Source organism: Microtetraspora malaysiensis (genome assembly GCF_050947145.1).
Classification (GTDB): Bacteria; Actinomycetota; Actinomycetes; order Streptosporangiales; family Streptosporangiaceae; genus Microtetraspora_A; species Microtetraspora_A malaysiensis.
This window is the reverse complement of the sequence record NZ_CP191998.1, coordinates 6175560-6193393: the sequence shown is the minus strand read 5'-3', so window position 1 is coordinate 6193393 and position 17834 is coordinate 6175560. Positions and strand designations below refer to the sequence as shown.

At 66.9% G+C, this 17834-nt stretch carries 19 protein-coding genes; 16 read left to right on the top strand and 3 right to left on the bottom strand.

Annotated features, from left to right (window positions below; genetic code table 11):
- Nucleotides 1-6: 6 nt before the first annotated feature.
- Nucleotides 7-1236: an IS110 family transposase gene (locus ACQP1V_RS29235; RefSeq protein WP_433413258.1), complete on the bottom strand. Its 1230-nt coding sequence runs from the start codon at nucleotides 1234-1236 to the stop codon at nucleotides 7-9.
- A 262-nt stretch (nucleotides 1237-1498) separates the two neighbouring features.
- On the opposite strand from ACQP1V_RS29235, the gene ACQP1V_RS29230 reads away from it, so the two are divergent.
- The 4 genes from ACQP1V_RS29230 to ACQP1V_RS29215 all read left to right on the top strand — a co-directional run bounded on the left by ACQP1V_RS29230 (nucleotide 1499) and on the right by ACQP1V_RS29215 (nucleotide 6365).
- On the top strand, nucleotides 1499-2971 hold the full coding sequence (locus ACQP1V_RS29230; protein ID WP_433413257.1) for an NAD-dependent succinate-semialdehyde dehydrogenase: 1473 nt from the start codon (nucleotides 1499-1501) through the stop codon (nucleotides 2969-2971).
- 126 nt (nucleotides 2972-3097) lie between these two features.
- On the top strand, nucleotides 3098-4324 hold the full coding sequence (locus ACQP1V_RS29225; protein WP_433413256.1) for a CaiB/BaiF CoA transferase family protein: 1227 nt from the start codon (nucleotides 3098-3100) through the stop codon (nucleotides 4322-4324).
- Nucleotides 4321-5064 (top strand): enoyl-CoA hydratase/isomerase family protein, encoded by a 744-nt coding sequence (locus ACQP1V_RS29220; protein ID WP_433413255.1) that lies wholly within the window; start codon nucleotides 4321-4323, stop codon nucleotides 5062-5064. Before ACQP1V_RS29225 ends, ACQP1V_RS29220 begins: the two co-directional genes overlap by 4 nt.
- Nucleotides 5065-5237: 173 nt before the next feature.
- Nucleotides 5238-6365 (top strand): XdhC family protein, encoded by a 1128-nt coding sequence (locus ACQP1V_RS29215; protein ID WP_433413254.1) that lies wholly within the window; start codon nucleotides 5238-5240, stop codon nucleotides 6363-6365.
- Nucleotides 6366-6505: 140 nt separating this feature from the next.
- Here the strand turns inward: ACQP1V_RS29215 and ACQP1V_RS29210 are convergent, their stop codons facing one another.
- On the bottom strand, nucleotides 6506-6901 hold the full coding sequence (locus ACQP1V_RS29210) for an amidase family protein (RefSeq protein WP_433425983.1): 396 nt from the start codon (nucleotides 6899-6901) through the stop codon (nucleotides 6506-6508).
- 86 nt (nucleotides 6902-6987) lie between these two features.
- On the opposite strand from ACQP1V_RS29210, the gene ACQP1V_RS29205 reads away from it, so the two are divergent.
- From ACQP1V_RS29205 to ACQP1V_RS29195, 3 genes are all read left to right on the top strand, one after another.
- Nucleotides 6988-7443 carry a hypothetical protein gene (locus ACQP1V_RS29205; protein WP_433413253.1) on the top strand — a complete coding sequence of 152 codons (456 nt, stop codon included), beginning with the start codon at nucleotides 6988-6990 and terminating at the stop codon, nucleotides 7441-7443.
- A gap of 327 nt (nucleotides 7444-7770) precedes the next feature.
- Nucleotides 7771-8283 (top strand): hypothetical protein, encoded by a 513-nt coding sequence (locus ACQP1V_RS29200; protein ID WP_433413252.1) that lies wholly within the window; start codon nucleotides 7771-7773, stop codon nucleotides 8281-8283.
- A gap of 1097 nt (nucleotides 8284-9380) precedes the next feature.
- Nucleotides 9381-9506, top strand: coding sequence for a hypothetical protein (locus tag ACQP1V_RS29195; RefSeq protein WP_433413251.1), 126 nt, complete (start codon nucleotides 9381-9383; stop codon nucleotides 9504-9506).
- Nucleotides 9507-9665: 159 nt separating this feature from the next.
- On the opposite strand, the gene ACQP1V_RS29190 is transcribed toward ACQP1V_RS29195, so the two are convergent.
- On the bottom strand, nucleotides 9666-11123 hold the full coding sequence (locus tag ACQP1V_RS29190) for an IS1380 family transposase (protein ID WP_433425981.1): 1458 nt from the start codon (nucleotides 11121-11123) through the stop codon (nucleotides 9666-9668).
- Nucleotides 11124-11249: 126 nt separating this feature from the next.
- Between ACQP1V_RS29190 and ACQP1V_RS29185 the strand changes: the two genes are divergently transcribed.
- From ACQP1V_RS29185 to ACQP1V_RS29145, 9 genes are all read left to right on the top strand, one after another.
- The gene (locus tag ACQP1V_RS29185) at nucleotides 11250-11843 is read left to right on the top strand and encodes a hypothetical protein (protein ID WP_433413250.1); all 594 of its coding nucleotides are present in this window, start codon (nucleotides 11250-11252) and stop codon (nucleotides 11841-11843) included.
- Nucleotides 11844-12562: 719 nt separating this feature from the next.
- Nucleotides 12563-12958 carry a hypothetical protein gene (locus tag ACQP1V_RS29180; protein ID WP_433413249.1) on the top strand — a complete coding sequence of 132 codons (396 nt, stop codon included), beginning with the start codon at nucleotides 12563-12565 and terminating at the stop codon, nucleotides 12956-12958.
- A 39-nt stretch (nucleotides 12959-12997) separates the two neighbouring features.
- Nucleotides 12998-13168, top strand: coding sequence for a hypothetical protein (locus tag ACQP1V_RS29175; RefSeq protein ID WP_433413248.1), 171 nt, complete (start codon nucleotides 12998-13000; stop codon nucleotides 13166-13168).
- On the top strand, nucleotides 13165-13479 hold the full coding sequence (locus ACQP1V_RS29170) for a hypothetical protein (protein WP_433413247.1): 315 nt from the start codon (nucleotides 13165-13167) through the stop codon (nucleotides 13477-13479). Before ACQP1V_RS29175 ends, ACQP1V_RS29170 begins: the two co-directional genes overlap by 4 nt.
- Before the next feature lie 100 nt (nucleotides 13480-13579).
- Nucleotides 13580-14053: a hypothetical protein gene (locus ACQP1V_RS29165; RefSeq protein WP_433413246.1), complete on the top strand. Its 474-nt coding sequence runs from the start codon at nucleotides 13580-13582 to the stop codon at nucleotides 14051-14053.
- Nucleotides 14054-14125: 72 nt separating this feature from the next.
- The gene (locus tag ACQP1V_RS29160) at nucleotides 14126-15178 is read left to right on the top strand and encodes a DUF4192 domain-containing protein (protein ID WP_433413245.1); all 1053 of its coding nucleotides are present in this window, start codon (nucleotides 14126-14128) and stop codon (nucleotides 15176-15178) included.
- Between the two features lie 177 nt (nucleotides 15179-15355).
- Complete coding sequence (locus tag ACQP1V_RS29155; protein WP_433413244.1) at nucleotides 15356-15919, top strand: hypothetical protein; 564 nt, start codon at nucleotides 15356-15358, stop codon at nucleotides 15917-15919.
- 199 nt (nucleotides 15920-16118) lie between these two features.
- Nucleotides 16119-16670 (top strand): hypothetical protein, encoded by a 552-nt coding sequence (locus ACQP1V_RS29150; RefSeq protein WP_433413243.1) that lies wholly within the window; start codon nucleotides 16119-16121, stop codon nucleotides 16668-16670.
- 86 nt (nucleotides 16671-16756) lie between these two features.
- Entirely contained in the window at nucleotides 16757-17779 is a 1023-nt protein-coding gene (locus ACQP1V_RS29145; RefSeq protein ID WP_433413242.1) for a DUF932 domain-containing protein, read from the top strand.
- Nucleotides 17780-17834: the final 55 nt, after the last annotated feature.

Here is a 17834-nt window from a genome sequence, read left to right as displayed (position 1 = left end):
TGAATGTCAAGCCGTAGCACTCTGGACGTGATGCGACCAAGCGGTTGCTTCGTCGTAGAGCGTGCCGGTTTTCAGGCAGCCGTGCAAGATGCCGACGAGCCGGTTGGCGAGCTGGCGCAGGGCGGTGTTGTAACCGACTCCACGGGCGCGTTGCTTGTCGTAGTAAGCGCGGGCACCGGGCGAGGCACGCAGCGCCACCGAGGCCTGGGCCATCAGGGCATCGATGAGCCGGTCGTTGTGTACGAACCGGGCCAGGACACTCTTCTTCTTGCCCGAGGCCCGGGTGATAGGACTGGTGCCCGCGTAGTTCTTTCGGGCTTTGGCGCTGGCATAGCGGTCACGGTCGTCGCCGAACTCTGCGAGCACCCGGGCGCCGAGGATCAGTCCCAGCCCGGGCTGGGAGACGATGATCTCAGCGGCCGGGTGCCGGCCAAACCACTCCTCCACCTGCCCCTGCAGGGTCTTGACCTGCTGGCCGATGACGACCAGGACCGCGACCAATGCTCGTACCGACATCGCATAGGCCGTGGCGACCACCTCGGGCTGGCCCAGATGCTCGGTACGCAGCGCCGCCTGGATCTCGCCGGCTCGTGCGGCAAGGTCGCCGCGGCGGCGGGCGCGCTTGAGGGCCGCACTGATCTGGCCGACTGTCAGTTTCGCGGCCGAGGCAGGGTCAGGGGCCTTGGCCAGCAGATCGAGGGCCTCTGCGGCGTCCAGATCCTCAAATGCGGTCAGGGCAGCGGGGAAGTACTCGCGCAGCGCATGCCGCAGCCGCTGCCCGGCTCGGGTCCGTTCCCAGATCAGCGTCTTGTGGGTGCGGGCGACGACCTTGATCGCCTCCGCTTGCGCGCTGTCGCCGGCGATCGGGCGCAGCTGGTGGGAGTCGGTGCGGACCATGTCGGCCAGCATGTGCGCGTCGGCCGCGTCGCTCTTGGCGCCCGAGGTGCCCAGCCGCTCGCGGTAGCGGGCGGCCTGCAACGGGTTGACCGCGAACACCGTGTAACCGGCCGCGACCAGCGCCAGCACCCACGGACCCCGATCGGTCTCGATCCCGACCAGTACCTCCACATCCTCATCCGCGGCCTCACCGATCTGCTCGGCGATCATCGCGTGCAGCCGGGCCATCCCCGCCACGCCCTCGGGCAGGCGGGCCTTGGCCAACCGGCGGCCCGAGGCATCCATCACCTCCACATCGTGATGCGCCTCGGCCCAGTCATCCCCAACGAACAGTCGCAACAGCTCTCCCCACCCAGAACACGATCACAAGCAGCAGCCGGCGGGAGAACCATCAGCGACCTAATCAAGCAGTGCTCACACCGACACCGTCAGTGGGCAACGACATCCCAGCAGCGATCAACTCTCCCGGCCAACCAGCGGGGGCACTGTCTTTCAGCAGGACTCCAAGTCCAGGGACCAGAAGTGCTCACCCGCCGGATGGCTACCAACCACCGAGTCTGCCGCAAGGCGACTCGCTAACACTGATTAGGGACACGGCATCATGACGGAGACCAGCGGCCCGACCTCGGTGCTCATTCCGGGCCGCCACCCGGGTCTGTACATCGGAGGGGACTGGGTCACGCCGAAAGCCAGGCGAAAAGATCTGGACATCGTCGATCCGGCGACCGGCGGAGTTTTCACCACAGTGGAGAGCGCCGGGGAAGAAGACTGCGCCGCGCTGGTGGACGCCGCCGAGTCGGCCCGTCGAAGCTGGGCGGAGATGCCGCCCAGGGCCCGCGGCGAGATCCTGCGGACGGCTTGGCAGCTCATGATCGCGGAGTCTGAGAGATTCGCCGAGCTCATCGTGAGGGAGAACGGCAAGGCCTGGGGCGAAGCGGTGGCCGAGGTCGCCTACGCGGCGGAGTTCTTCCGATGGTTCGCGGAGGAAGCGGTCCGCTGCGAAGGGGACATGCGCCGGTCGCCCAGCGGTACCAATTGGATCATGGTCACCAGGGAGGCCATCGGAGTGGCCCTGCTGATCACGCCATGGAACTATCCGGCCGCGATGGCGACACGGAAGATCGCGCCGGCCCTGGCCGCGGGCTGCCCCGTGATTCTCAAGCCCGCCGCGGAGACGCCCCTGACCGCCATCGCGCTCGTGGAACTGCTGGCGCGGGCCGGTGTGCCCGACGGAGTCGTCAATCTGATCACGACGGACCGGGCCGGCGAGGTCGTGCGGACCCTGCTCAGCGACCCGCGAGTACGGGCTCTGTCGTTCACCGGTTCGACGGAGGTCGGTCGCATCCTCCTCGCGGAGGCCGCGCGCAACATCGTGAAGTGTTCGATGGAACTGGGCGGGAACGCGCCTTTCCTCGTGATGGCGGACGCCGACCTGGAGGACGCCGTCGAGGGCTTCATGCTGGCGAAGCTGCGCAACGGCGGATCGGCCTGCACGGCCGCGAACCGGGTCTTCGTGCACAGCTCGCTGGCCGGCGACTTCACCGAGATGGTGGTCGAGCGGATGAAGGGCATGCGCGTCGGACCGGGTCTGGACCGTGCGAACGAGCTGGGCGCACTGGTGAGCGAGCCGGAGATCGACAAGATCAGGGGTCTCGTCGCCGGGGCCGAGCGCGCCGGAGGACAGGTCGCGACCGGCGGATTGTCTCTCGGCCGCCCCGGGTACTTCTTCGAGCCGACTCTCATCACGAACGTGCCCGTCGACGCGGAGATCCTCGATGTCGAGATCTTCGGACCCGTCGCGCCGGTTGTCACATTCGATGACGTCGAATCGGCCATACGGTGGGCGAACGACTCGCAGTCGGGTCTGATCGCGTACGCGTACACCAGGGATCTGTCGTTGGGCATGGAGTTGTCCCGCCGGCTCGAGGCGGGAATGGTGGCGCTCAACAGGGGTGTCATCTCCGATCCGGCGGCCCCCTTCGGAGGGATCAAGCACTCCGGTCTCGGCCGGGAGGGATCCGGCGAGGGGATCCATGAGTTCCTGGAGACCAAGTACACCGCCATCCCCTTCTAGTGGCCGGTCGCCCGACCTTGGCCGAGTGATTCGCGGTCCGGCCGACGGCGCCGGACGGCAGGCGGCGGTTCGCCTCTCGCGCCGCCGGAGACGCCGGCAGTGCCGGTTCATCAGATCGGAGATGAAATGCCTGATTCCGGAGCGAGCTCACCCTGGCTGGAACACGAGGGCGCGCTCGAAGGCCTGCGGGTGCTCGACCTGTCTCGCATCCTGTCCGGCCCGTTCTGCACGATGATCCTCGCGGACCTGGGCGCAGACGTGATCAAGGTGGAGAACGTCGAAGGAGGCGACGACACCCGCTCGTGGGGGCCGCCGTTCCAGGGAGAGGACGCCGCGTACTTTCACAGCGTCAACCGGAACAAGCGCGGCATCGCGGTCGACCTCAAGGATCCCCGCTGCCGTGAGCTGGTCGGGCGGCTGGCCGCCACGGCGGACATCGTGGTGGAGAATTTCCGTCCCGGCACGACCGCTCGCCTCGGCCTCGGATACGAGCAGGTACGGGCGGCCAACCCCGGTGTCGTGTACGTCTCGGTGTCCGGCTACGGACAGACGGGACCCATGTCGCGGGAGCCCGGGTACGACGCGATCGCCCAGGCGCTGTCCGGGGTGATGAGCGTGACGGGCGAGCCGGACGGCGCCCCGGTGCGGGTCGGCGTTTCCGGGGCCGACCTCGCCGCGGGCATGTGGGCCTGCATCGGGCTGCTCGCCGCGCTGCGTGCCAAGGAACGAACCGGTGAAGGACAGTGGGTGGATGTCTCGTTGCTCGACGGTCAGATCTCCTGGCTGACCTATGTGGCCGGAGGGTACTTCGCCTCGGGGAAGGTGCCGCGCCGCTACGGGTCGGCTCATCCGACGATCGTCCCGTACCAGGCCTTTCCGACCGCGGACGGCTACCTCATGGTGGCCGCGGGCAACGACGGTCTGTGGCGGCGTTTCGCCCGTGCCGTCGGGATCGGCGACCTCGCGGAGGATCCGCGGTTCGCCTCCAATCCAGATCGTGTGCGCAACCGTGATGAACTGCTTCCGATCATCGAGGCGGCGCTCGCCCGATGGCCGGCGCGGGAATGGGGGATGAGGCTGGCCGATGCCGGTGTCCCGGCCGGTCCGATCAATACCGTCGACCAGGCGCTCGCGCACCCCCAGGTGCGGGCACGGAACATGATCGGCGAGGTCGAGCATCCCATCGCGGGCACCATCTCGATGGTCGCGTCACCCCTGAAGCTCTCCGCCACCGCGACCGCCATCCGTACGGCCCCGCCTGAGCACGGCCAGCACACCGACGAGGTGCTCGGCGCGATGGGTCTCGGCGCGACCGAGCTGGCCGAACTCCGTGACAGGGGAGCGGTGCGATGAATCGGGAAAGCGCGGGCGAGCGAGTGAGCGTGGTCGTCGGCGATTCGATCGTTGAGATCATGGTCGGCTCCGGGCGACGTCGCAACGCCCTGAGAGCCGCGGACTGGGACCTGCTGACGGGCCACTTCGATGCGGTGTCGCGGCTGCCAGCGGTGCGCGCGGTCGTGGTGCGTGGAGCCGAGGACACCTTCTGCGCCGGCTCTGACATCACCGAGTGGATCGATGCCGAACCCCGGGCGGTCGACGACTCGTTCGAGCGTATGGAGCAGGCGTTTCGAGCGGTCGAACGCTGCCCGGTCCCGGTGATCGCCCAGGTCCAGGGTGTCGCCGCCGGCGCCGGATGCCAGCTCGCGCTGGCCTGCGATCTGCGGGTGATGGCCGACTCCGCGCGCATCGGGATGCCGATAGCCCGGCTGGGGATCCTGCCGAGCCCCGCGTTCGCCGCCCGTCTGGTGCACCTGGCGGGCCCGGCACTGGCCCGCGAGTTGCTCTACACCGGAAGGCTCCTGAGCGCGCGCGAAGCAGCCGCCGCAGGCTTGGCGAACGCGGTCGTGCCCGACGCCGACGTCACGGAGCACGTCGCCGGGCTGCTCGCCCGCATCGCGGACCAGCCGGCCGTGGCTGTCCGCGCCGCCAAGCGGGCCGTCACCGAAGCCACCGGTGAGTTGCCGCAGCGCTCCCTCGGACCTGCGGCCTCCTACGGCGACCTGCAAAGCGGGATCACCCGGCTCATCGGCTGACCGTGTCTTCTGCTGTCGCGGCCATCATGTTCGCCTCCGGACTCGGAGCTGCGGCGCCCGCGTTGCTTTCCGCCTGCGTGGTCCGACGACAGCATCTTCACAGCGGCCGATGTCGCCCGCCATGCCGTGATCGAACCGATCACGCTGTCCGGCAGAGTTGGAGGTAGACAAGCATGCGTGAGGTGCTGCGGGAGCTCGTTGCCTGGTGGCGGGACGGCCATACCGTTGCTTTGGCCAGCGTGGTCGCGACTTCCCGTTCGGCTCCCCGGCCTCCGGGTGCGGCGATGCTCGTGGGACCCGGCGGGGAGGCCGTGGGCAGTGTTTCCGGCGGCTGCGTCGAGGGCGCGGTCTACGAGCTCGGTCAGCAGGCCGTGGCGAGCGGGGCGCCGGCGCTGCACCGGTACGGCGTAACCGACGACGAGGCGTTCGCGGTCGGTCTGACCTGCGGCGGGATCATCGACGTGTTCGTGGAGCCGGTCTCGCCCCAGACGTTCCCGGAGCTGGATGGGCTTGCCGCCGACGCCGAAGCGGGCCGGCCGGTGGCGGTCGCCACGGTGATCGCGCACCCTGACCAGGTACGGGTCGGTCGGCGCCTGGTGCTGCGTTCCGGTGCCTTCACGGGGACGCTCGGGTCGGAGCAGGTCGACAACGCGGTGGCTGAAGACGCATGGGGACTGCTCGCCGCGGGACGGACCGAGACGCTGGAGTACGGCCCTGTCGGGCAGCGCCGCGGCGAGGGCATGCGGGTCTACGTGAACACATTCGCCCCACCTCCGCGGATGCTGGTGTTCGGTGCGATCGACTTCGCGTCGGCGTTGGCGAAGGTCGGATCCTTCCTGGGCTACCGGGTGACGGTGTGCGACGCGCGGCCGGTGTTCGCGACGGTGTCGCGGTTCCCGTCGGCGGACGAGGTGGTGGTCGAGTGGCCGCACCGCTACCTGGCCCGGGAGGCCGCCGGGGGGCGCGTCGACGGCCGTACGGCGATCTGCGTGCTGACCCACGATCCGAAGTTCGACGTGCCGTTGCTCGAAGTCGCCCTGAGGCTGCCGGAGGCGGGCTACGTGGGCGCGATGGGCTCACGCCGTACACATGACGACCGGATCAGGCGGCTGAGGGAAGCGGGAGTGACCGAAACGGAGCTGGGCCGGCTGTCCAGTCCGATCGGACTCGATCTGGGCGCCCGTACTCCCGAGGAGACCGCGCTCAGCATCGCCGCCGAGATCACCGCGCTGCGTTGGGGCGGACGGGGACAGCGGTTGACGGAGCTGCAGGGGCCGATCCACCACACCGTGAGCTCATAGGCGCCCGGGACCGGCGTCCCCGTCAGGGGGAATCCGCTGCCGGCTTACGGCATCCCGCGGCCCAGATCACCTGCACCGACTCCGCGGGTTGCGCACGCCACGTAGGAGCGGTCACACACGTCGCAGGGCACGCAAGCCTGTCAATCACACGGGGCGGTGGCGGAGGAGTGGGACCGCCCGGCCGTCTGGAAGGCGTACGCGATCTGGAGGAGCTCCAGGTCGCCCGCCGGACGGCCGACGAGCTGGATCCCCACGGGCAGCCCGTCGTCGGTGAATCCGCACGGCACCGAGATCGCTGGCAGTCCGGTCGCGCTGATGAAGTACGCCGAGCGCATCCAGTCCAGGTAGCTCGTCTGGGGAACCCCCTCGATCGAGGTGGGCCACGGAAGCTCGACAGGGAAGGGCGGAACCTGGCTGACGGGCAGAGCAAGCACGTCGAAGTCCTGAAAGAAGCGCGAGACCTCGGCATATAGCCGGACACGCTGCTCCTCCGCCCGGGCGAGATCGGCCCCGGAGAGGGTGAGACCGGCCTCGATGTTCCACAGTGTGTCGGGGTTCAGCGCGGCGCAATCCTCCTGACCGAACCATTGGGCGTGCTGCGCATCCCGCAGATGGCTGCGAGTTGACTCGCACCGCCAGTGTTACTGGCCCGATTCTGTCCCTTTTTGGCACCCCACTAAAACTGTTCCAGTTCCTTGCCGGGCTTTCGCCTCGTCTAGATGCGAAAAGCCTCAACGGGGAAGTGCAGAAATGGGCAGTTCGTCAAGGCGGCAAATGCGAAGCGGACCGCTGGCGGCCGATAACGGTGTGCTATGGACTGGAGAAGGGTGAGCACTTCGGCGATGGCGGCACGACGATCGGAAACACATTTCTCAACGATGTGCCGCCATCCGAATTGCGTAAGGAAGTCCTGTATCACGAGCTCCAGCACACCACGCAGTTCGAGTTCTATTACAAGAAGTTTAATTTCTGGCCGACCTTCCTCGTCTATTACACCTACGGGACGGGCTTGTCGCGCGGCTGTGCGAACGTATATGAACGGGAGGCCGATCTGCAGGGAAATCTCTATCACTGTTAGTCTTCCCGCGTCGAAGTATCGGAAGGGCGGCGCTGGTGCACTTTCCTGCCCGTCAGCCCGGGAACCGAAGTGCGGCCTTAGGGTGGCCGATACCTCGAAGGAGATCCTCCTTGACGGCTGTGTCCGCTGAGAATAGCGGACACAGCCGAGATTCCGGATAGGAGCGGTGAAAGGTTTTGGGAGAGTAGCTTCCGGGGCTAGGCGTACAGAAAGTACTGCCGATCCCTGTGTCCTGATCATCGGCATGCTCGCTACTGAAAATACTCCAGGCCTGAGCTGCGTCTAAGGGTGATATTGTATCAATGCTAGGGAGGTTCTCGCGTAATCATGAGAGACCGTCGCTTCCGGTATGGTGCCGGGCTCGTACTGCTCGTCGTGTCAATCTGCGTGATCGCATTAGCGGCCTGCGTTCCGACGCTCGGGGATCCTCCAGTGCGCCCGGTGGGGATCGGCCTATCCGGGGACGGTCAATTGCGGTTTGTTGTCGCCCTCTGCCCCGGCGAACAGCTGGCATCCTTTGAGGTGACCGACCACTCCAATGAACAGCTCATTTGGAAGGTCTCTCAGCCGATCGGTGCGATGAGGCAGGGTGGCGAGGTCGTTCTTGGTGATTCCAGTGGGTTCGCGACCATCGTGATGAAACTGTCACCGTCCGTTCCGGAGAACATCGATGCTACGGCCCGATTGACCGACGATTTCACCTTCGGGTCCGCTTTTCTGCGCAATGGGATACCGAAGGATATAGCTGGAACGGATTACGTGTTGGATCGGAATAAGCAGAAAGTGAGTGCACAGGAGTTTGTTCGGCAGATTCGCAGTGAATACTGCCGCTCCCGGTGAGGTTCTGATTTAGGCCGTGTCCTCGAATTGAAGGCGGTCGCGGTGGAACGGAACGGTTGGCCGCGAAGCCGGCACGTTCCGCACCCATAGCGGGACGAGATTGAGTGCCACCTGCGCGATCTACTCGCCCAGCTCATCCTGTCCTCCCTCTGTGAGGGATGTATACAGAGGCCGCTTACGGAGGCCAAGATGGTTCCTCTGCCCGTTGTGAATTTGCGCTCCTGGCGATGGGATGACTGCGGGAGAAGGCCGGCACGTAGCCGAGCCAGCGCTATTCGAGAAAGTGGCGCGTGGTTGCCGTCCGCCTATCTGCCGTGATCCAGGAGAACGGCGTTTCGGCCTCGACGAGCCGGATAATCCTCGCGCAGCTTTGGGCATGGACGGGCTTGTCGTGCCTCCGAGGGCGCGAGCGGGATCGCCTGATCTCGCTCGCATTCCGAACTGCCGCCTGGGCCACCAAACAGGCGTACTGATGCCGCGCCTCCCTTCGTCCCAGCCTCGCGGACTTGTCTCGGGCCTCGTCTGGATAGCGGATGGGAGCGAGTGTGAACTGCCCATCCAGTCCGTAGCCGTTGAGCCGGTCGGACGACCAGCCGTCGGCCGATGGGCGGCCGGCTGAGAGTGGCTGAGGGGAAGTTCCAAAGGCACGAGGTCAGGCTGCGGTGCCCTCGGCCTGTCGCCGACTCGACTGACAGGCGGGGACCGCGTAATCATGGGGCGGGGAAAACTGTTTTATACGAGTTCCCGGTCTTTAATTAATCGGATCGCACCTCCAGTATTCTTATTTCAGCCATCCGGATTCTGTTTTGGATGCTCTCGTTCGCCGGTCGTCAAATTTTACACCTTTCGAAGGTGTGTCGATCTGTCGTTATTCTGGGAAAGTATTGCAAAGGCTCGCCGAATGTCATTGATTTGGTCGCCGTTCCGATGTTCAATTGAACTGACAAAAGAAAGGCGTGGCACGAATGGTGTGCTACGTTGGATCGGATCGGAGAAAAATCATGGCGAACGGAATTCCCGGAAAGTGTGTTCCCGCGAACGTTCCGGGGGAGAAGCTAACGCCGGAAGACATGGTGCGCGTGACTTCGGGAGACTGGGTGGAGATTCAGAAGCTGGCGCGCGGCTACTGCCGTACGGTCGATGCCACGCGGTCCCGCAAGCGGATGGACGGGAGCGCGACCGTCGTCAACCTCGATGACTCACGGGGTGGTCATCCTCCCTGATCAGCTTCGGCTGACGGAGGTTTCCGCCTGATCGTCACGTTCGTTGCGGGCGACTGGTACGGCGGCCTGCCCGAGACGCTCGGGTGGACGGCGGTTCCACGGGCCGCGACAGGACCGCAACTGCTCCTTTCTGGGATCGACGAGACACGTTCAAGCTGGTCATGTGGGTGCCGGAAGCGCGCACAGGCGCGCCCAGCACGTCAGGAACGCCTGTCTCCACGGCCAGGTAGCACTGATCTTCACGATGCGGCGGCGGGCGTGGGAGACGAGCCGGGCGGGCAGGTGCCACAGGCAGTACCGCATCGTCTGCGGTTCGGCCCGAGCCAGCTCGGCGTCGTCGTACAGGCCCAGCAGGCGAGTCCAGGCGTCCAGATCGGCGGCGATGTTGGCCGCCAGCACCCACCCGACATTCACGTTCCAGGTCTTGGACGGCAGATTACGCAAGCCCATGGCCTTGCTGGTCCGCACCCGGTCCTCCACGCTCGCGTGCGAGCGGTGCAGCACGTCGATGAACTGCGCCTGATGGCTACCGGGCACGCCCCGCATCCCCCGCGGGCCCATGTTGGTCGCGATGATCGAGTACTTCCACCCGGTCTGCTTCTCCAACGCCGTGAGCTTCGCCGCATGCCGGCCCGAGGGTTTGCCCCGGCGCACCAGCAGACGCACCTTCCACATCCCGGCGCGGGCGTTGACGCCGGTCAGTTCGGCGACGCCGGCCTGAGGATGCACGGTGCCGTCCTGGCGTAGCGCCGCCTCCCACGCCATCGTGGGCAGGGCGGCGATCGCCGCCTCATCCACCTCGGTGATCGTCCATCCGACGGTGAAGCGCACCGTCCGCCGCGTGGTGTTCAGCTTCTCCAGCCGTTCCAGCAGGTCATGGGTGGCGCCCGCACCGTCGATGCGGATCAGCAGCTTGGCCCGCCACCGGGCGGGGATCTGCTCGATCGCCGCAGCCAGCACCTCCAGGTGATCGGCCACCGTGTTCGAGCCCGCCGACCCTTTGCGCAGCAGCATCGCCAGCGATTCCTGGGTGTTGGCACACCACGCACCCAGCGGATGAAAACCCCAGGTCTTCTTGAACGTGGCCGCCGCGCCTTCCTTGGGCGAATGCGCGGTGATGAGGGTCGCGTCGATGTCGATGACGACCCACCCGGTGAGCACTTTTCCGGCCACCTGCAGCCAGGGGAATCCGGCCTCGCGCTGCGCGATCAGCGTCCACACGTGCCGGCGCACCCGCGCCCTGGCCCGCGCGATCCAGATCCTCAGCCGCTCGCCTTCACCGACCGGTTCCAGGCTCCGCCGCACGGTGGAGTCCGAGGGTGGGGCCCCGAACAGCGCCTCTTGGTGGGCCAGCAACACGATCTGGCGCATGCTGGTGGCCCCGAGCGTGATCGCGACCGCCAGTTGGATGAGCACTACGCCCCGGTCCCATACCGGCACGGTGCCCAGTCGGGCGAACACGGCGCCCAGTGCCCCGGTCAACCCTGTCTGATCAGCGCATTTACGTAAGAGCACGGCTCCGGCGTGCCCTATCAAGCCCTTGCCGTCCACGCGTACGGACAAGCGGCGGTCCCATGCCGTACTGTTCACCCGGAAGGTGCGTCCGTTCTCTGCGATCTCGTGATCTAGGCAATCCGATCATCGCAGGCCGGAGGCACCTTCTTTCATTATTGATCTTCAGTGCGAAATGCCGACTGAATAGCCGAGGTCAAACAGGGGCACGCACCGTACGGCACGGATGACGTGTCGGACGACGTCACGCAAGACGCCGTCCTACTGTTCGCGCAGCGTCTGCGGGACATCATCGCGTCGTGCCGGACGGCATCGGAGAGTACGGCCGCCGAACCCGCGTGGGTCTACGTCCGGCGCGATGGCGGCGAGATGGTGGTCACGCGGACGACGCTACGGCGGTGGGCGGTGCGAGACGCGGCTGCGCGGAACGGCTATCGGATCGATGTTCCCCCGGGAGAGATCGACGCCACGCCCGGCGTTCAGCTCATGCGCGGCCTGCCGCACGCTGAGAACGTCACGCACGCGGCCGTGTCGTACTGCGTGGCGCAGAACAGTGCGGCCATCTTTAGGCAGGCGTTCGGCGACGGCCGGGACTTCCCGGTCATCGCTGAGGCCATGGACATGGCATCCCAGGCGGACGACCTGGGGCGTGCGGGCATCCTCAGCAGGATCGCTCAGACGCGGTACGGGGGCGCGTACGGTTCCCGCCGTAACGTGATCCGGGTGCGCGACGCCGCGCGGGCGGAATGGCTGGAACTGTCAGAGCGCCTTGACGACGCCAGAAGCGCGATAGCTCACAGCGGCACCGAAACCGTGGGCGACTGACGTAAGGTCGGAAGAAAGGGCTCCAGAGGCCGCTCTGGGGCCTTTTCTCTATGGCCCTTTCTTATGGGGCAGTGCGTGCTCTCGTGAGAAGTAAAGCGGTGAAGAATCTTGGAGGTGGCCGGACGATTGGACGGTCTCGCCATCCGTATTTATATGAGAGCGAAATTCGCCGGTACACGCCTGGCGCGGACGGTGCTGTGACGTTCTCCTGCGCTGTTCCCCGGCCTCACTCACTTACGCCGTGAACAGCTACGGTGGTCGGAATGTCGACCGTTCGCCCGGATGCTCAAATTGAAGGGAGAGCGCACCGGGAGCGGACGGTCGGGCCATTCCGGCCACCGTATTTAAATGAGAGTGTTCGCGCCGTTGTACGCGCCGCGAACGCCTCGACTCGCCGTGTGCGGAAGCCTTCGCTGCTCTCAGGACGACCCGTATCTGAGGGGGCACGCGTCGACGGATGAGATAGCCGCCGCGCTCACGGCTCTGGTCGCAGACGGCCTTCAGGCACGCACGTTCGGGGCGGTCCGGACCGGCTGCTGGGCTGATGGGAAGGCCGACGCGCGCGGCCAGCGGTTCCGGGCCAGGCCGTCCGGCTGGCCCGATCTCAGCATTCCAGTGCACCGGGGTTTCGTGTTTCTCCTGGCGCGAGTCCGCGATCCCGGCCGGGGCGGCACCACAGGCTGCTCCGGACGGACAACCACTGTGAGAGGAGCGTTTCTGTGGAGGCGAATTCTGCCGCTGATCCGGGATGGGCCGTGGGGGACCTGACCGTGTTCACCGGTGGCCGGGTGATGCGGGTGATTGCGATCGGCGCGGTGCGGGCGGACACCACGACGTTGATTCCGGCTGCTGACCCGTCCAGGGAACCCGAGTACGGGGTGACGGCCACGCTCACGCCGATGCCCAAGGACGCTGAGATGATCACCTGTCTCGGCTGCCTGCGGAACACTCATCTCTGGATCGACGCCACGCACACCAACCGGTCATCCGGCGCGCGGACGCGGTTGATCCGCTGCTCCCGCTGCTTCGTCGACGCGCTGGACTACCGCGACTGCGAGATCCACGCGACCAGTACCACCGTGCGACCGCATCATCTGGCGCGCCGCGCCTGGTAACGCCGACTGTCGCACCTCACTCACACCTTTGGAGTCGCCATGGCGATGACGCACGCCCGCCAGCAGGCCGAACACCACCTGATCGACATGCCGCCCGTAGGGCACGGCGGACTGTTCGAGCAGGCCATGGCCGAGGCCCGGTGCGAGGCCGCGCAGCGGTTCCTGAAGACGACGGAGAAGCTGGCCGCCGCTGCAGAGGCCCAGGCATGAACGAGTCCTTCCACTTCCTCGCATGGTCCTGGAATGTCACGATGGCCAAGTCGTACGCGACGGGTCGGAAGCCCACCGGGCGGCTCGCCCCTGACGCGTGGCGCGGCTACTTGGGTGCGATCCGGATCGAAGACGCCCGCATCGGGGCCGTCGATCTGTCCGTCCCGCTGATCGCCGTGCCGATCCCCGATGCCGGGCCGTTCATCATCGACGGCTGGCACCGCATCGCCTGTGCCCTCCGCGACGGTGTCTCCGAACTCCAGGTGGTCCTGCTGACCGCTGAGGAGGAGTACGCCTGCCGCAGGGGGTGACAAGTTCCCTGCCGTCCGGATTCGCTGACCGCCACCGCTCGGCGGCCGTTTCGCAGCTGGGCCGCCGGGTGCCATCAAGAACCTCAGGAAGTGATCACGTATGGAGTCTCTGGAGTCCTTCGTCCGCCGCAACGCCTGTACGACGCGCGAGCGCTACGACTCGGCCAAGGCCGAGCTGATCAGCCAGCTCGATCAAGCTCATCGACTCACCTCGGAACGGCTGTACGATGCCGCCTTCTCCCAGGCCTTGCACGTCTGGTGGGACATGGTGCTGATACACGTCGACAGCTACGGTCTGGACATCACGCACGCCGTCCGGCACGTACACGCCTGGGTGACTCGCTGCCTGGCCGGTGAATCAAGCAGGACCAGGCCTGACACACCGTTCGACTACGCCGTCGCCCACGCCAGCCAGGCAGCGGCCTGCCGATTCCTCTCCGATATCGAGAGCCTCACGCCCTGCGTGAGCGACGACTGCGAGATCAGCCTGTACGACTCTCGCGATGCGCTCGACTACCCCGACCGGCGGATCTTCCTCGGCCCGCGTGGCGGGGTGCGGGTCGAGCGCTGCTGAAACCCCCTCCTGCCCTGCCCTTACCGGCCCTCGGCGTCCCGCCGAGGGCTTCGTCATGTCTGGAGGTTCCTCATGACCACCATCCCGACCATACGGCTGTCCTCACCCGCTGATCTCATCGCCGTGGTGCCCTACCTGCTCGGCTTCCACCCGGAAGCGAGCCTCGTGGCGACCGTGCTCGACACCGAAAACCACACCGTCGGCGGAACGGTGCGCTTCGACCTGCCCTCCGACCCGGCCGACACGCCAAGGCTGGCACGGCACCTGACCGGCATCCTCACCCGCAACATGGCACGGCAGGTGATGCTGATCGGATACGGCACCGGCGCCCAGGTCACGCCCATCATCGACGCCGTCACCGACGCGTTGAAGGCAGCCGGGATCGAGATCGTCGACGCGCTGCGCGCAGAAGAGGGCCGCTACTGGTCCTACACGTGCACGGAGGCGGGGTGCTGCCCGCCTGAGGGCGTCCCGTACGAGCCGACCGCCAGCGCGGCCGTTGCAACCGCAGTGTTCGCCGGGTTCGTGGCGCGCCCGGACCGGGCGGCGCTGGCCGACACACTGGCTCCCGTCGAAGGGCAGGACCGGGACCGGGTGAACGCTGCGACCCGCGCCGCCTGCGCCCGCGTCCGAAGCCTGCTCGATGCCGATCACGACTGGTACCACGAGGGCGCCGACCGGATCGCCGCCGCCCTGGAGTGCGCACAGGCTGAGCAGGAACTGGACGCCGATGACGTGGCCTGGCTCGGCATCCGCCTGACCGCCATCTTCGTCCGCGACGCCGCGATGACCTTCATCGGACGGTACGACCAGGAGACGCACGTCCGGTTGTGGGGCCAGATCGCGCGCAGGGTGCCGCCGGAGTTCGCCACCGCCCCGCTCTCGCTGCTGGCGTTCACCGCATTCGGGTCCGGGGATGGTTCGCTGGCGCGCGTCGCGATCGAACGGGCGTTGTCGATCGATCCGGGCTACCGGCTCGCGCACCTGATCAGCATGGCCCTGGACCACGGGCTTCCTCCGTCGATCACCTCGGAAGTGAACTGCGCGGACATGGCCGGGGAGATCGAGGCACAGGCACGGCGATACCCGCAGGGCGCGCGCCCGACCCTCCCCGAGGGATGGTGAGCCCGGATGAGGCGAGTGCTCCCGCGCTCGGCCGCACTGATCGGTATCACCGAACACGTCCTGGATCGCAGCCGACGGCTGCCGCTGTGCCCAATGCGGCACTCCCTGCCGTGAGATCTACCGGTTCCTCGCCTAACTCGCGCAAGACAAGTGACATCACGAAAAGGAGGCTTCGCCGTGGAAGCTGCCGACATCGACGATCTCGTCACCCAGATCGCCGGGCACCTGGACGGGTTCAGTCCGCTGATCCGGCCCGGCCATCCCGCCTACCTGATCGGTTCAGACGAGGCCCGGCTCGTCGTCCACCCGCGGTGGAGACAGGAGGGGCGCGTCATCGTGCTCGGGGTCTACCCGGACGGAAGCGGTGCTCTCTTCCCGGACCTGCGACGGCATCAGATCACCGTGACCGCGAACCGAGGCGCCGAACACGTCGCACGGAAGATCGCCCGCCGGCTACTGCCCAGCTACCTGCGCGATCTGGCCGCCTGCCGGGAACGGCTACGCGGCAGGACAGCCGAGAACATCACGCGGGCTGATCTTGTCGAGACCCTGCAAATCCTGCTCCCCGGGGCGACCGTCAACGAGAAACAGCGGGAGACCATCGTGCGATGGCGGCGCGGCGCGGCCTTCGGATCCTTCGCGGTGTACGGCGAGGGCGCCAGCACCTCGATCGAGATCCGGATGGCCGATCGCGAGCTGACGGAACGCCTCGCCTACGCCATCCACGAGCGCTTCTCCTGACCGCCAGAAACAGGAACAGACCCTGCCCTTCGTCCCCGACGGCGAGGGGCTTTCGCTTTTCAGGGCCTTCACGGCCCGTGTACCCGACGGGCCGGGGAGCTGCGCGCCGCGAGGTGCTCAGCGCGAGAACGAGGTCACCTCCTTCCCAGCTGCCCGGCCGCTCTCCCACAGACACCGATTCGAAGAAAGGACGTGCACGGTGAACAGGCAGGACATGGAGGAGTTCGCGACCAAGCTCGCGCCCTTGCTGGACGGCTTCACCGCCGAGATCGCCGAAGATCAGCCGGTGTATCTGGTCCGTCGGGATGGCGCATGCCTGGTCGTCCACCGGGTGTGGAAGCGCCCGGAACGCGTGAAGATCATCGCTGGACACACGGGCGGAGAGGCCGGATACGGCCTTGCTCGCCACGAGATCACCGCCGCCGTCGCGCGAGGCCCGGAACGGGTCGCCGCCGACATCAAACGGCGACTGCTCCCCACGTACGAACGAGATCTCGCCATCGTCCGGGAACGCCTGACCGAGGCTGCGGTAGCGGATGCTCAGCGGGCCCGATTCGCCGGCCGCCTGCGCCGCCTCATCCCCGCCGCACACGTTGCGGACGAAGGGCGGTGGCTGGTTGCCCGCTGGCACGTCGGCACCGCCACGTGCGTGCTGACCGCGTCCGGGGAGGCGTCCGCCTGCCGCATCGAGATCGACGGGGCTGACCACGACCTCGTCGCGCGCATGGCCCGCGCCCTGACCCAGGAGTGAATGGGTCCAGGAAAGCCCTGCCTCACGCAACACGAGCGCACCGGCCCCGGCCGGTGCCTTTTCGTTTCGAACCAGAAGGAGAAGACATGTCCAGGGAGTCTCTGGAGTGGCTGAACGCCAACACGCTGATCGGCTTCACCGGTAAGCGCGGCACCGCCTGGCACTACCGCGCCAGCATGCAGGGCGAGGAGCCGAACCACTACGTCGGTCCCATTCCGGTCGACGACGTCAAGCGGCGGCTGTTCGGCTGGCAGGCCCTCTCGCGACCGATCTACGTGGAGGATCCGCGCGGCGGGCTCGAGCAGGTCCCCGACCGGCAGGCGATCCTGCGCAGCGACAACGGGCACGTCATGGGGATCTTCTCCGATGGCTACGAGCCGCACCCCTACGTCGAGTGGCTGATCAACAACGTCTCCCGGCTGCTGGACGCCGATCTGTCGATCGGCTCGGCCGGTCTGCTGAGAGGCGGGGCGGTCGCCTGGGTGTCGGTCGAGGTCCCTGACAACATCGTGACGCCCGAAGGAGTCGAGTTCCGGCCCCACCTGTTCGCGGCGACGTCGTTCGACGGGTCGCTCGCCACAACCTTCAAGCGGGCGGTGACCAACATCGTGTGCGACAACACCATGGCCGCCGGGCTCGCCGAACGCGGCCAGCAGGTCAAGATCAAGCACTCCAGGCACTCCAAGCTGCGGCTTGCCGAAGCCCGCGACGCGCTGAACATCGTCTACGCGCTGGCCGACGAGTTCTCGGCAGCGGTCCGCGCCCTATGCCGGGTGGAGGTCACCGGCCGGCAATGGGAGAAGTTCCTGGACGCCCACACGCCGATGCCGGATCAGCGAGGCCGTAGTCGCACCATGGCCGAGAGCAAGCGCGACACCCTCACCAAGCTGTGGAATCACGACCTGCGAGTGGCTCCCTGGCGGGGCACGGCGTGGGGAGTGGTCCAGGCGATCAACACCTTCACCCATCACGAGCAGAACATCCGCGGTGCCGTCCGAGCCGAACGCAACATGCTCAGGGCGGTGACCGGCGGCATCGACGAACTCGACCAGGGCACCCTGCGCATCCTGTCCAGCGTGATGGATCGCCCGCTCGTCGCCGTTGCCTGATCCACACAGTCCGCCGTACGGCACCCGCCTCGAGGGGCGGGACCGTACCAGTCCG